The organism is Actinokineospora globicatena, from assembly GCF_024171945.1.
Taxonomy (GTDB): Bacteria; Actinomycetota; Actinomycetes; order Mycobacteriales; family Pseudonocardiaceae; genus Actinokineospora; species Actinokineospora globicatena.
On sequence record NZ_JAMTCR010000006.1, the window covers coordinates 137,491 to 151,157 of the forward strand.

General features: G+C 70.9%; 12 protein-coding genes. 2 read left to right on the plus strand and 10 right to left on the minus strand.

What is annotated here, in order from left to right:
* Positions 1-8: 8 nt before the first annotated feature.
* The 5 genes from LV79_RS34670 to LV79_RS28250 form a co-directional block, all read right to left on the minus strand.
* Positions 9-2,012 (minus strand): tetratricopeptide repeat protein, encoded by a 2,004-nt coding sequence (locus tag LV79_RS34670; RefSeq protein ID WP_253841322.1) that lies wholly within the window; start codon positions 2,010-2,012, stop codon positions 9-11.
* 14 nt (positions 2,013-2,026) lie between these two features.
* Positions 2,027-2,860, minus strand: a complete 834-nt coding sequence (locus LV79_RS34155; RefSeq protein ID WP_285470350.1) for a LamG-like jellyroll fold domain-containing protein — start codon at positions 2,858-2,860, stop codon at positions 2,027-2,029.
* A complete protein-coding gene (locus LV79_RS28240; protein ID WP_253841323.1) occupies positions 2,857-3,711 on the minus strand; it encodes a signal peptidase I in 855 nt (284 codons plus the stop codon). The genes LV79_RS34155 and LV79_RS28240 overlap by 4 nt, the downstream gene beginning before the upstream one ends.
* Before the next feature lie 4 nt (positions 3,712-3,715).
* Positions 3,716-4,366, minus strand: a complete 651-nt coding sequence (locus tag LV79_RS28245; protein ID WP_253841324.1) for a hypothetical protein — start codon at positions 4,364-4,366, stop codon at positions 3,716-3,718.
* A 449-nt stretch (positions 4,367-4,815) separates the two neighbouring features.
* A complete protein-coding gene (locus tag LV79_RS28250; protein ID WP_253841325.1) occupies positions 4,816-5,628 on the minus strand; it encodes an ArsR/SmtB family transcription factor in 813 nt (270 codons plus the stop codon).
* Between the two features lie 202 nt (positions 5,629-5,830).
* Between LV79_RS28250 and LV79_RS28255 the strand changes: the two genes are divergently transcribed.
* The gene (locus tag LV79_RS28255) at positions 5,831-7,612 is read left to right on the plus strand and encodes a PLP-dependent aminotransferase family protein (RefSeq protein WP_253841326.1); all 1,782 of its coding nucleotides are present in this window, start codon (positions 5,831-5,833) and stop codon (positions 7,610-7,612) included.
* Positions 7,613-7,729: 117 nt separating this feature from the next.
* On the opposite strand, the gene LV79_RS28260 is transcribed toward LV79_RS28255, so the two are convergent.
* From LV79_RS28260 to LV79_RS28275, 4 genes are all read right to left on the minus strand, one after another.
* A complete protein-coding gene (locus LV79_RS28260; protein ID WP_253841327.1) occupies positions 7,730-8,326 on the minus strand; it encodes a DUF4859 domain-containing protein in 597 nt (198 codons plus the stop codon).
* Positions 8,327-8,339: 13 nt separating this feature from the next.
* Positions 8,340-8,990, minus strand: a complete 651-nt coding sequence (locus LV79_RS28265) for a hypothetical protein (RefSeq protein WP_253841328.1) — start codon at positions 8,988-8,990, stop codon at positions 8,340-8,342.
* A gap of 299 nt (positions 8,991-9,289) precedes the next feature.
* Positions 9,290-10,105, minus strand: a complete 816-nt coding sequence (locus tag LV79_RS28270) for a glycosyltransferase family 2 protein (protein WP_253841329.1) — start codon at positions 10,103-10,105, stop codon at positions 9,290-9,292.
* A gap of 377 nt (positions 10,106-10,482) precedes the next feature.
* Positions 10,483-11,016, minus strand: a complete 534-nt coding sequence (locus LV79_RS28275) for a DUF11 domain-containing protein (protein WP_253841330.1) — start codon at positions 11,014-11,016, stop codon at positions 10,483-10,485.
* Positions 11,017-11,202: 186 nt separating this feature from the next.
* Here LV79_RS28275 and LV79_RS28280 point away from each other — a divergent pair, with 186 nt between their 5' ends.
* Positions 11,203-11,901 carry a type II toxin-antitoxin system CcdA family antitoxin gene (locus tag LV79_RS28280; RefSeq protein WP_253841331.1) on the plus strand — a complete coding sequence of 233 codons (699 nt, stop codon included), beginning with the start codon at positions 11,203-11,205 and terminating at the stop codon, positions 11,899-11,901.
* Positions 11,902-12,520: 619 nt separating this feature from the next.
* On the opposite strand, the gene LV79_RS28285 is transcribed toward LV79_RS28280, so the two are convergent.
* Positions 12,521-13,642, minus strand: a complete 1,122-nt coding sequence (locus tag LV79_RS28285) for an ABC transporter substrate-binding protein (protein WP_253841332.1) — start codon at positions 13,640-13,642, stop codon at positions 12,521-12,523.
* Between the last annotated feature and the right edge of the window lie 25 nt (positions 13,643-13,667).

A 13,667-nucleotide genomic window follows, 5' to 3' on the forward strand; every position in this document is an offset into this window, starting at 1 on the left:
CCTCAGGTCTAGTGGTCGGTGCGGCGTGCGCGCAGGTTGGCGATGGTCTCGCGGGTGACGATGGACTCCGGGTGGTCGGGGCCGAGGACGCGGAGTTGGTCGTCGGCCAGGTCGGTGAGTGCTTCAATCGCGCCTGCCACGTCCCCGGCGTCTCCGCGCGATCGGGCGAGTTCGTGGCGGGTGGTGAGGGTGTCGGGGTGATCGGGGCCCAGCGCGCGGAGTTGGTCGGTGAGCAGCTCGGTGAACGCCAGGATCGCCGCTGCGGTGTCGCCCGCGATGCCGACGTACTTCGCGAGGTTGTTGCGGGTGATGAGGGTGTGGGGGTGGTCGGCGCCGATGACGCGGGTTTGGTCGCGGACGAGGTCGGTGAGCGCTCGGATCGCTCCGGCCGCATCACCGGACTTTCCCCGCCACGCGGCGACGTTGTTGCGGGCGATCAGGGTGTCCGGGTGGTCAGGGCCCAGCACCCGCAGCCGGTCGGCGAGCAGGTCGGTGGACAGCTCAGCCGCCCCCTCGGCGTCGCCTGCCCGGCCCGTCGCGCGGCCGAGGTTGTCGCGGGTGGTCAAGGTGTTCGGGTGGTCGGCGCCGAACACCCGGGTGACGCTGGTCAGCAGTGCGGTGAGGATCCGCGCCGCAGCCTCGTGCTGCCCCGCCTCGACGTGCCAGTGCGCTGCGTTGTTGATCAGCGCCATGGTGTCGGGGTGGTCGGCACCGAGGTGGTGGGCCGCCGCGGCGTGTAGTTCCTCGTGCCGGGTGATCGCCGCGTGGACCTGCCCGGATTCGCCCAGGCTGCCTGCCGCCACGAACAGCACATTGTGGCACCCGTCCCGCCACAGGAGCGGTCCGCCGCGCTCGGAGACGGCCGCGGCGTTGGCCCGCAACACCGCCCCGAGCCGGACATCCCGCTCCACCGATGGCCAACTCGCCACCAGCGCGTCGGCCGCCACGGTGACGAGCACCTCGAGCCACTCGGCGGGGAGCTGTTCCCGAGTCGCCTGCTGCACCAAGGCGTGCGCCCGCACCACCGGACCCGAATCGCCTGCACGAGTGGACACCAGGCTCAACCGCCGCAGGCACCCTAGGGCCCGCGCCGCGGTGTTCTCGTCCACCGAGTGGTTGCTGCCCTTCGACAAGAACTCGCACACGGGTCCGCTTGTCAGCACGGACAAGGGAATCCCGTTGGGGTCCAGCAGCGAGACGATCCCCAGCAACGGCCGCGCCATGCCCACGGGGTCGAGCCGGTCCGCGGCCTCGATGGAGATCGACCACGTCGTCGCCACGGTGTCGACGTACCCGTCGGCGCCCGTCCACCCGTGCGGGAACAGCTCCGCGAGGACCGTGCGCTGGTCGTGCCACTTCGCCAGGTAGTCGTGGCAGGTCATGCCGGGGACCATCGTGATGTGCGCGGCGGCCTGGCCCAACGCCAGCGGCAGGTGGCCGAGCACCGCCGCGAGTTCGCCCGCGCCGTCGACGTCATCGAGCGCGCCGCGCAGGTACGCCAGTGACTCGTCCTCGGTGAACACGTCGACCGGCACCACCACGCGTGTCGCCGACCGCAGTACCCAGGGCTCGTCGCGGCGGGTGGTCACGACCAGCCGCCCGGCCCCGCTGGTGCTCGGCCAGAGCCCGGCCAGCTCCGCCGGGTCGTCCACGTCGTCGAACACCACCAGCCACCGGGTGCCGGTCGTCGCGCACCAGTCCAGGAAGTGCTGTGCGCCCTGGTCCGCGTCGTCGACCACGGCGCCGGTGACGACCGCACCCAATTCCGCCAACGCGCCGATCACGGTCGCGCGGTTCGTGGCCGTCACCCAGCCGACCAGCGCCAGTTCGCCGGACTCCCAAGCCCAGGTGGCGTGGTCCGCCGCGGCCTGGGTCTTGCCGACCCCGCCCATGCCCGACAGCACGACCCCGCCGGGGGCCAGCGAGTCCAGCTCCGGGATCGATCGCCGCTGGAAGCCCGCGACCAGTTCGGGCACCGCGGCCGACCGGTGCGGCAGGTGTCTGGACCTCACCCGCCCATCTTGGCCTAGGCGCCGAGGTTGTAGTGCTGGGTGACCTGGGTGGAGGTGAAGGCGTAGGGGTAGAAGGAGACGAAGGCCATGTAGTCCCAGAAGTGGGCCAGGTCCTGGTCGGAGCCGAAGCCGTTGGTGAAGCCGTTGGTGTTCTCGTAGCCGATGCGGAAGTACGCGGTCAGCGCGGACGGGTGGCCGCTGGCGTTGGAGGCCCGGAGGGCGCCGTCGACGTAGAGGAACAGGCCGGTGGAGGCGTTGTGGACGCCGACGACGTGGTGCCAGGCGCCGTCGTTGAGGGAGTACGAGGTGGTCAGCTCGTAGTTGGACGAGCCCTTCACCAGGAACGCGACCCGGCCGGTGCTGGTGATGGTGAGCAGGTTGGTCTTGTTGGTCGACGCGCCGGTCTGGGTGCCGCCGAAGCCGCAGATGACGCCCTGGCTGTTGACGGTGCGGAACCAGGCCTCCTGGGTGGTGCTCGACCCGGGGGCGATGGCGATGGTGCCGGGGGTGGACACCCAGTGCGTCTGGTCCAGGCGCGCGTACCAGTCCACCGGGCGCGCGCACGGGTACGGGTTGGCGGCGTTGGAGTTGCGGCCGCCCTGGTAGGTGCCGTCCGCGCCGGTGGAGGACGCGTCGTAGGCGATGACGCCGCCGCTGCCCTCGTTGAGCGGGTAGTGGCGGGTGGCGCCGTCGGCGAGCGGCACCTGAGTGCAGTCCAGGACCGCCGAGGTGACCCGGTTGGTGGTGTTGACCACGCGGGCCAGGAAGGCGCTGACGGTGGAGCTGGTGCCGAGCCAGGTGACCAGGACGAGCACCCCGGCCAACGCCGCCAGCCGCCGCTTGGTCATCGCTCCGTCCTTCTGCCCAGCACCACCGATACCGCCAACGGGACGCAACACAGCGCCAGGCACACTGTCCACCACAAAACGGACATGTGCGCGTCGACGGTGAACGGCACCTGCCCGTCGGCGTTGGCCGCGGCGCTCACCAGCTCGCCGACCTGACCGGCGTGCAGGTCGGCGAACACCCCGTCCGGGTCCTGCACGCGGATCGGCAGCAACCCGGTGGCCACGACCGTCGCCGTGGTCAGCCCCGCCTCGCCGATCGTGGTCAGCACCGCGGCGTTGACCAGCGGGCGCAGCACGAGGATCGCCGCGCACACCACCACGGAGTAGCCGACCAGCCGGGTCGACATCCGCCAGCGCGGGGTCGACCAGCGGGTCAGCAGCCACACCAGCCCGGCGCCGGGCAGCAGGACCGGCAGCGACTTGACCAGGTACGCCACGCCCCACAGCCGGGCCACCACCTTGCCGACCAGGTGGTCGGCGGCCACCGGGCGCGGGTCCTCGGCGCCGTTGATGTCGCCCTTGGTGAACACCACCCCGTCGGTGATCCGCGAGACCCGGTGGGTGTGGGTGACCCCGCCCTCGACCGGGTCGAACGAGATGATGTCGCCGACCCGGACCTCGTCGAGCGTGGTCGGCCGGGTGAGCACGAGCGTGCCGACCGGGGCCGCCTGCCCCATCGACGGCGAGTCGACCGACAGCCACCGCCCACCGGTGGCCCGCCAGCTCAGCACGAGCACCAGACCCAGGACCAGCACCGCGCCCACCGCCGCGAGCAGCCGCACCACGGCGCGCGACGGAGCGGCCCGGTGCTTGGCACCGCGCCGCTCTCGTCGCCGCTGCTGGTCGGTCATCGCATTACGAGCTGAACGTCCAGGTCAGCTGCTGAGAGGCGGTGAGGCCCATGTAGCTGTTGCCCAGGCCCGAGGGCAAGCTGACGACGAAGGTGTACGCCTGCGAGCCCGCGGGTGCGAGCGCGGTCAGCGACAGCGGCGTGGTGAACGCGGCGAGGGTGCCGTTGTAGGAGGTGGGGCCGGTCGCGGTGGCGGCGGCGTAGATCTTCAGCGTCACCTGCGCGCAGAAGTCCGACGCCGGCGTGATGCCGCTGACCGAGCCGGACTGGCTGCACGTGGCCGGGGTGAGGGTGAAGGTCGCGGGGGTGATGCTGCCCTGGTTGGACAGGGTCACCGTCTTGGTCGCGGAGCCACCGGGCATCAGCGTGTTGCCGGTGTACTTGTTGATGGTCGCGCAGTTCACCGAGTTGGTCGCCGAGCTGCTGCTGGTGCAGGTGTTGGTGCCGTCGGTCTCCTGCATGACCAGCGAGCCGGTGGACACGGTGTCGGTGGTGTTGGTGATCGCGGCGGTGAACGCGGACAGCGTCCCGGTCAGCGACAGCGCCAGCAGCACGGTGCCGATGAGGCCACCCAGGATCACGATGAGAGCGGACCTGCGGTCACGCGTGCGCGACCGCTGACGCGCGGCGGGCACGTTCTCCGGGGACGTGGTCATGGCCAACCTCTTCTCGGTCCGGCATGGGTGGTGCCGGTAGGGCGGGGACGCGGTTCCTGCTCGTGTGCACCACACAGTCCATCGCGGACTATGGGCTGGTTCTTAGGAGTGACACGAACGAGTGTGCCCAGCGTGACGCAGCGGGTGGATCGACCGGGTGACTGTGGACAGTCCAACTCGGACGCTGCGTGTCATTGAGGGGCACCGCGACCCCGCCGCCGGACCGATACGGGCCGAGAACAACGGGCGAACTACACGCTCTGTGGCAAAAATGCCGACCTGAGCGGCTTTAGTAGCTAGAAAGGGTGAATCTGAGGGAGTGGATCGCGGAACACCGGTCCGAGTGGTCCAAGCCACACGTTCCGGGCGCCTTTTCGTGACGTGGTGTCAGCTAATCAGGCGGATCCGAGCGGCTCGGTTGCCCCGGGGGAGCGGACCGGGTGCGCAGACTACCGCTTCGCGGCAGGCAGCGGGTCCCCGGTTTCCAGCAGGGTCTTGAGGCTGGAGACGATCTCCGGCCAGCCCTGGCTGACCCCGGCCACCAGGTCGCTGCCCGGCTCGAACCCGTCGTGGGTGACCCGCAGCCGCACCCGGCCCTCGAGCGGCTCGATGTCGAAGGTGACCTTGGACCGGCGCTGCCCGGCCAGCACCGCGATCTCCGCCGGGTCGAACCCGTGCGAGTCGCGCCACTCGTCGCTGAGCGTGTGCCAGGTGTAGGACAGCCGCCGCGGCGGGTCGGCCAGCAGCACGACCTGCTCCGGGTCGGTGATGCTGACCCCGTTCTCCTTCCAGGTCATCGGCGCGCCGGTCACCCACTCGGTGGTGAACTCCACGCCCCAGTACCTGCTGGTGAACGCGGGCTCGGTCAGCGCCTGCCAGAGCCGCTCCGGCGTGGTGTCGATGTAGGTGGTGTAGACGAACTCGGTGGGTCCCTCGGGGGCGGTCATCGGGTGCTCCAGTGCTTGTCTCAGGTCGGCGAGCGCGCGCACGCGCCCCCGGTCGTACTGCCTTATCCAGCGGTCGGCGATGGCGTTGACCGGCTCGGCGTTGAGGTGGTGCAGCTTCTCCCGGCCGCGCCACGCGGTGCTGACCAGGTTGGCCGCCTCCAGCACGGCCAGGTGCTTGCTCACCGCCTGCCTGCTCATCGCCAGCCCCGCGCAGAGTTCGCGCAGGGTCAGCCCGTCGTGCTCGTTGAGCCGGTCGAGCAGGTCGCGGCGGCTGGGGTCGGCCAGCGCGCGGAAGACCTGGTCGCTGTGGTCCACGCCCACCCCTCCAGACAGGCAACCCTGTGGTTGCCCGTTCAGCATAGGCAGCCGCGCGGTTGCCTGTAAACCCCGCCCGGGTGGCCGCCGGACCCGGCCGGGTGGTCTCGCCCGCGCGCCGTTCACGCCGGTCGGCGGCTGCGGTAGGCCGGGTGGGGGGCGCGGCAGCCCGATGGCGCCCACGTCGACGGAAAGGACCGACATGACGCAGGTCGACAGCCGCCCGTCCGCTGTGCGCGGCGACGTGTTCAGCGAGGACCTCGTGCTCCCGGACCCGGAGGCGTGGAACTCGCTGCCGCCGGGGCCACCCACCGCCGAGCAGCTCAAGCTCCGGCGCACGGGCCTGACCGACACCGAGCGGGCCGCGGTGCTCGACCAGTTGGCCGCGCACCTGGAGTACAAGCGCGACCACCTGCTCGGCTATCAGGTCAACGCGGACATGGGCGGCTACGCCGAGGACCTCGGCCGGTTCCTGCGCACCCACATCAACAACATCGGCGACCCGTTCGCCGACGGTGGCCTCAAGGTCAACTCCAAGGTCGTCGAGCAGGCCGTGCTCGCCTACTTCGCCGAGCTGTGGCACGGCAAGCCGTACGCGCCCACCGACCGCGAGTCCTGCTGGGGTTACGTGCTGAGCATGGGCTCCACCGAAGGCAATATGTACGCGCTGTGGAACGCCCGCGACTACCTCGCCGGTCGCAGGCTGCTGGGGGAGGAGGGGCCCGAGAGCACCTCCCTCACCTACGCCGACCCGCACGACGCGACGCCGGACAACCCGGCGTACCAGCCGGTGGTGTTCTACTCCGAGGACACCCACTACTCGTTCAGCAAGGCCGTGCGGGTGCTGAACCTGCCGACCTTCGGGGAGATGGGCCGCGGGCGGTACCCGACGGAGTGCCCGATCAACGGCGGCGTCTGGCCGGACGACGTGCCCTCCGCGCTACCGAGCGGCACCGACCGCGACGAGCGGTACTCGACCTTCGGCCCCGGGTCGATCGACGTCGACGCGCTGGTCGCGGTGGTCGACTTCTTCGCGGGCAAGGGCCATCCGATCATCGTCAACCTCAACTTCGGCAGCACCTTCAAGGGCGCCCACGACCCGGTCCGCGAGGTCGCCGACCGCCTGCTCCCGGTGTTCCACCGGCACGGGCTGATCGATCGTGAGATCCACTATGGACAGGGCCGCAGAAGCGACCGCAGGCGCGGGTTCTGGATCCACATCGACGGCGCACTCGGCGCCGGGTACGTGCCGTTCCTGGCCAGGGCGGAGAAGGAACCCAAGTACGGCTACACCCCGCAGGTCCCGGTGCCGGAGTTCGACTTCGGGGTCCGGTCCCGGTTCGCGCCGCACGACGCGGAGCCGGTCGAGCTGGACATGGTGGCCTCCATCGTGGTCAGCGGGCACAAGTGGCTCGGCGCGCCGTGGCCGTGCGGCATCCTGATGACCAAGGTCAAGTACCAGATGCAGCCACCGAGCACACCCGACTACATCGGCTCGCTGGACACGACGTTCGCCGGGTCGCGCAACGGGTTCTCGCCGATCGTGCTGTGGGACCACCTCGCGCGGACCTCCGAGGGCAAGCAGGTCTCGCTGGCGGTGCACTCCCAGCGGATGGCCGCCTACCTCGTCGAGCAGCTGCACAAGGTGGAGGCCTACCGGCGGCTGAAGTTCGCCGAGGACAGCCTGTTCGTCGACCGCACGCCACTGGCGATCACCGTGCGGTTCCGGCGGCCCAGCGCTCGGCTGGTGGCCAAGTGGTCGCTGTCGACGGTGAGCCAGCGGATGCGACCGGGCGACGACAGCGGTATCCGGCACCTGGCGCACGTCTTCCTGATGGCGTCGACCACCCAGGAGAAGGTGGACGCGTTCGTGGCCGACCTCTACGCCTACGACGCCTTCGACGCGATCGACACCGACACCGAGCTGCACCGCGCCACAGCCGCGCTGGCCGACACACCCTTCGCGGACCGGGGTTTCGCGTAACCGGTCCACAGTGGCCCGGCCTGGAGTCCAGACCGGGCCACTGTCCTGTGTGGTCGGTGGTTGGGGCCGTTGGGCCACCGACCGTCGTTCAGCAGGCTGTGCTCAGCCGACCTTCACTCAGCCGACTTTGACGACGACGTCGTCGATGTAGTAGGTGCGGGTCGACGGCCACGCCGCCGAGATGCCCACGGCGACGTTCAACTCGGGCTGCGACACCGTGTTCACCGTCGTGGTGAAGGTGTACTTCGCCCACGTGTTAGCGGTGTGGGTGATGCCCTGGTACTGCCACCCCGCGCTCGGCGAACCGGAGTCGCTGTGCGGGTTGACGGTGCTCGCGTACGCCGACGCGTTCCACGCGTTCGCCGCTCCACCCGAGGAGGAGCGCACGTAGAAGCTGATCTCGACCGGCAGCGCCGCCGACTGCTGCGGGTTCAGGTAGGTCCACTGGATCCACGGCTTGCCCGCGGAGTTGAACGACCGGATCCGGTACCGCGCCGACTTGGTCCCGCTGCGCGCCACGGTGGAGTTGCGGTCCACCCAGTAGCCGGAGGTTCCGCCGTCGTCGTGCTGCACGTCGCCGTCGGTGCCGTCGAAGTTGTAGGTGTAGGTGACCGCGGTGGTGCGGCTCGGGCTGGCGGCGGCATCGCCCGCGAACAGCGCCGCGCCCGCGGTGACGACCGCCGCCGCGATGGCGGTGAGTTTCCTGGACAACATCGTTTCCCCCAGGTCAGCCGATGGTGACGGACACGTCGTCGAAGTGCAGGTAGTCCCTTGTGGTCTCGAAGTTCGCGTGCAGCGCGATGGCCACGTTCACCTTGTTGCCCGAGGCCACGGTGTTGACCGTCGTCGACTTCGTGTACTGGTGCCAGCCGCCGTAGTAGTGCTCCGGCGTGATGTCCCAGGTGCCCAGGTTGTCCCACGGCGGGTTCGACGCGGTGGCACCGAGGTCGTGGTCGACGCCCTTGATCGACGCCGTCGTCAGCCAGTAGCCCGAACCAGGGCCACCCGCGGCGGGCGACCACGCCCAGTAGGTCACCGCCACCGGCACGGCGGTGCCCGTCGGCGCGGTGAACTCCTTCTCGATCCAGATGGTCCCGTTGTCCCAGGTGCCGTCCAGTTGGTAGTTCAGCGACTGGCTACCGCCGTGCGCCTGCGCGGTGGTGTGGTCGATCCACCAGCCCCTGGTGTTGCCACCGTCTTCCGGTGACCAGCCTTCCCAGTCGCCGCCTTCGAAGCCTGCGGTGTAGGTCGTCGAGGTGACCCCGGCCGGTGCTGCGGCGGGGGCGGTCGGCGTGGCGAGCGCGGGCGCGGCGATGCCGACCCCGGCCACGAGGCCGACACCGACGACGAGCGCGGCGAGCCTGCCTTTCGGAGACACAGCTGTCCTCCTGGTGGTGTGGGCTTGCGATTCGTGCGAAGAGTCCGCGCGAAGACCACCGGCATTCGCGGGAATAGCCGCGAGTGCCGGTGGTGCGCGGGTTTCGGTGGTCGATCTCCCCAGAGTCCTTCCGAAACCCAAGCTAGCAGCCCACGTGAACGCCAGTCAGCGCCGATTGGGTGTATCCCAATAAATGGTAAAGGCCATGCGACCCCTTGCCGTCACCCGCGACACCGGCGCCCGAGTATTCCTCAATGGACTGTTTGCCGGTCGACGCCGCCGCTGGGAACGATTCCGGATCAGGTGCGGACCGCGGTCCTGCTGGACTGGTCGGTGCCCCACTCGACCGGGCCGCGGCGGGTGGTGACCAGCACCCTGGCGAGCAGCGTCACAGCGACGAACACCGCCACGTCCACCACGTAGGCCTGGCGGGTGCGCACCAGCGCGACCATCGTCGCCATCCCGGTGCCCGCCGCGCTGCTCTGCTGGATGTGGGTGTTGCCGCGGTGCACCCGCTGGCGCCTGCGCACCAGGCTGCGCAGGTCCTTGGGCGCCCGCACGGTCACCACCGCGCCCGCCACCACGGTCCGGTTGCGCACCGAGTTCGACACGTGGCCGTCGTCGCTGATCAGGTCCGGCGGCAGCGGGAACAGCCGCTCGTGCGCGTCGCGGTCGAGCACGTAGACACCGCGCCCGGCGGCCGAGCGGTGCACCGACGGGAGCCGCTGCCAGACCGCGTAGTAGCGGCGCACCGCCCACGACGCGCCGGTCAGGTCCAGCCGCGCCGACGGCATCGCGGCCGCGACCCCCGGCTCGCGGGCGGCCGCGGCGAGTGCGTCCAGGTCAGCGCCGCGCAATTCGATATCGGCGTCCAGATAGGCTCGCGGGAAATCGACACAGAGCGCGTCGCCCGCATTGAGCGCGGCCGCTTTCCCGGGTTCCGGGACCTCGAGGACCAGCGGTGCGCTGGGATGGGCACGGGCCAGTTCGGCGGTTCGATCGGCACAGCCGTTCGCGACCACGACGACGCGGTTCACCTCGACCGACTCGGCGAGCCGGTCCAGGCACGCGGTGATGCCGAACTCCTCGTTGTGCGCGGGCACAACGACATCCATGAGAAATCCCCCTACGCCATCCCCCGATGATCACCAAGACACCTACGGAGTCGCGGCGAACAGGTTGCCGTTACTGGGTTCGCTCGCTCGTCGAGGCGATCGCCGACCACCTCCGGCGGAAGGCGTTGGGCCGTTCGGGGAAAAGGGCCACCAGACATTTCGGTCATCGAAGTACGAACGGCGCCGCGCCGTTCACCGAATGTGCAGGCAGCGGTGGTCGCACTACTCTCGTCGTGGTGGCGCGCGTCAGACGCGGCTACCCAGGGTTCGCCGCTCGTTCGCTTTCCCGGGCCGGAACTGTTCTAGTGTGACGTTGCCGACTTCCGCGCCAACCGGTCTATTCCGGACAGTAGGAACCGGGTTCGGACGCGGTACGGTCAGTCGGTTTCCTCGCGCGCGGACAACCGCCTGCGGGCGAACAGCGCGACCCCGGCGGCCAAGAGCAGCCCGCAGGCGACGTACCAGCGGTTGCGGGTCACCCAGGAGTCCGCCGCGGCGGCCACCACCCGCGCCGAGTGCGACGCGCACACCAGCGGCGGGCCGTCCTGCACCGTGCTCGCGCACGCGATGGTCGCCACCCTGGCCTTGTCGTCGCCGACCACCGTCATGGTCGAGCGGAACACCGCCTCGCCGCCGCCCGCGAGGTCGACCGACCACTGCACGGCCGTGGCGCCCGCGGTGCCGCTCGGGTCGGCGGTGTCGAAGCGCAGCCCGGTCGGCACGCTCTGGGTGAGGGCGAGGCCGTCGACCGCCGCGCCGCCCAGGTTGCGCAGCACGACGGTGTAGGTGAGCCGCTCGCCGGTGATCGCCGCCGCGGTGTTGTCCACCGAGATGCTCAGCCGCGGTTGCCCCTCGGCGGGGGCGGGGAGCGCGGCCAGCAGGACGGCGGACAGTACTGCGGTCGCGATCACGGCGGCTCCTCGGCTGGGATTCCCCACGCGGGCCTGCGGCATTGCCGCGGCAATTCCCACGCGGTGCGGACCCACCCTACGGAGCAGCGGGGAAATCGCCCTTTCCTGCCACCCGATCGTGTGGCGAACTGCCGGTGGGAATGCGTTCCTTGACGGCTACCCCTTGCTGGGGTTATACATGGGGGTATGCCCAAGGTGAATGTCTACCTGTCGGATGACCTAGCCGAGGCGGTCCGCGACTCCGGCGTGCCGCTCTCGGCGATCTGCCAGCGCGCCCTGGAGGAATCGGTCCGCCGGGTCACCGCCATCCGCGCCACGGTCCTCGGCGACGTCGACACCGACCCCACCGCCTCGCTCACCCACTTCACCGACCGCGCCAAGGCCGTCGTCCGCCTCGCCGTCGACCGCGCCCGCACCGACGGCGTCCCCGAGGTCGGCGCCGAACACCTCCTGCACGGCCTGCTGGCCGAGGGCGCCAACCTCGCCGTCCACGTCCTGCGCGCCACCGGCGTCGACCCCGCGGCCATCCACCCCCCACTGTCCACAGGCGACACCCCAGCCACCCGCTTCGCCCCCTCCGCCGCCGCGGCCCTCGAACTGGCCGTCACCGAAGCCCTGACCCACGGCCACAACTACGTCGGCTGCGAACACCTGCTCCTCGGCATCCTCGCCGACCAGGAAACCCCCGCCGCCCACTCCCTCACCACCCACGGCGCCACCCTCAAGCAAACCCGCACCGCAGTCCTCGCAGCCCTCGCCGGCTACGTCCACCTCCGCGCCAACACCCCAGACCCCACCCCAGCCCTGACAACAGCATTGCGCGCCGAACTGGCCCCCCTCCTGGACCGCCTATCCCGCCTCGAACACCACGCAGGCCTGGCCTGACCCCTCGCCTCGGTGCCCTTCTTTGCCCCAGCCCCCGTCCCTGAGGCCCCGCGCTGCGGCCAGGCTCCGCCTCATCCCCAACAACAGTGGCCTCGGCTTCTCGTCAGTCCCCACCCCGCCAGCCAGGCCTCCGGTACTCCCCACCACGCGGAACCCTGCCACCCGCGGCGCCTCACTCTTTTTCGCGCCTACACCGCCACCAGCGCCCCGCCGTGAGTCCCCACCACCGCAAGCCGCCGCCGCGCCATCCGACCGCCTCGGTGACGCCGCCCCCAGCGCGCCGCCGCGCGCCCCCCAGCGCGCCACCGTGCACCCCCATCGTCACACCTTCGAGCGAACCCCCTTGACGCCCCCGGGGGCCCACCCCAAGCCTGGCCCGGCCCCCACCCACTCCGGGGGGGGGGGCGTCCCTGGGCCAGTCTACCGGGACCCCCTGACAGTGGATCTTGAACCGACCCACGCAGAGATCGACATGTGGATAACTTCTGTCACCCAGAAGAGGGATTTTCGGGCGGCCCCGGCGGCGAACTGCCAGGTCAGAGCTCCGCAGCGGGCCCGCAAGACCCCCATCGCCTCGAGCGCGGGCACGGCCAGGGGGCGCAGGCGATGAGGCCCCAGGTCACCCCGACAGCGGGGCGATCACCGTCAAGTCCAAGCCTGTCGCCCGGGCCAAGAAGCCGCCAGCGCGAGGCGGCCCCAGCGGTGCCCCCGACCACGGCATCCGATCCCCGGAAGTCAACAGCCGAACCGTTCCCACCTGGGCCAGGTCCGGTGTCAGAGCGCGCACCGCCGCCAAAGCCGCCGCCAAGTGCACCCCGTCGTAGCAAGCCTCCGCGTAGGCGTCCAGCACCGGCGCCGTTCCCCCGAACAACGCCCGGTGTCGCTCAGCCAGCGACATCCGCCGGTCGTCGCCCTGTCCCGCGAACGACCGCATCGCCGCGTACAGCTCGCCCGTGTCGTCACCCCCGGCCGCGAGCAGGCCGTTTTCCTCCAGCGAGCCCGACAGTCGCACCACGCGGGAAGCCAGTGGCGACGCGGCGAACACCCGGTTGAACTGCGCCAGGTCCCGCCCCACCAGGCTCAGCAAGATCGCGTCCGCGCGCAGCCGACCCAGGCCCGTGACGATGGCCTCCGCGTCGATGCCGGTCCCGGGGAAGGGCACCAGGCGCTCGGCCACGACCTCCGCCCCCAGGGCGCGCACGATCCGACCCGCTGCCTGGTGGACCGCCCGTGGCCAGATGTAGTCACTCCCCACCAGGGCCCAGCGGCGCGCACCGCGCCGGGTGACCAGCCAGCGGACAGCCGGGGCCAATTGCTGTGTCGGACTGTCACCCAGCAGCACGACCCCAGCGCGACGACGGCCGCCCTCGTGCGGGGGCGTGAAGATGTACGGCACCCGCCCGCCCAGTGCGATCTCCAGCGCCCGGTGCACGTCGCTCGTGTGGAATCCGACATAAGCGTCGACAAGCCCGGCCAGCGCGATCGCGTCGGCGGCGACCACCGCCGGCGCCTGCCCCGCGTCGAGCAGCACCAACTGCACCGGCCGCCCCACGACCCCGCCCGCGGTGTTCAGCTCGGTGGCCGCCAGCGTCGAGGCCATCAGGCCCGACGGACCGGTCAGCCCGAGCGCCCCGGAGAGCGGCAGCAGCAGGCCCAGGCGCAGCACCGCGGGGTCCGGTCCGGTCAGCGCGACCTCCACCCGGTCCCGCACGACCGCGCGCACGACCGAGGTGGAGTCCATGACCGGACAGTATGCTCGCCGGGAG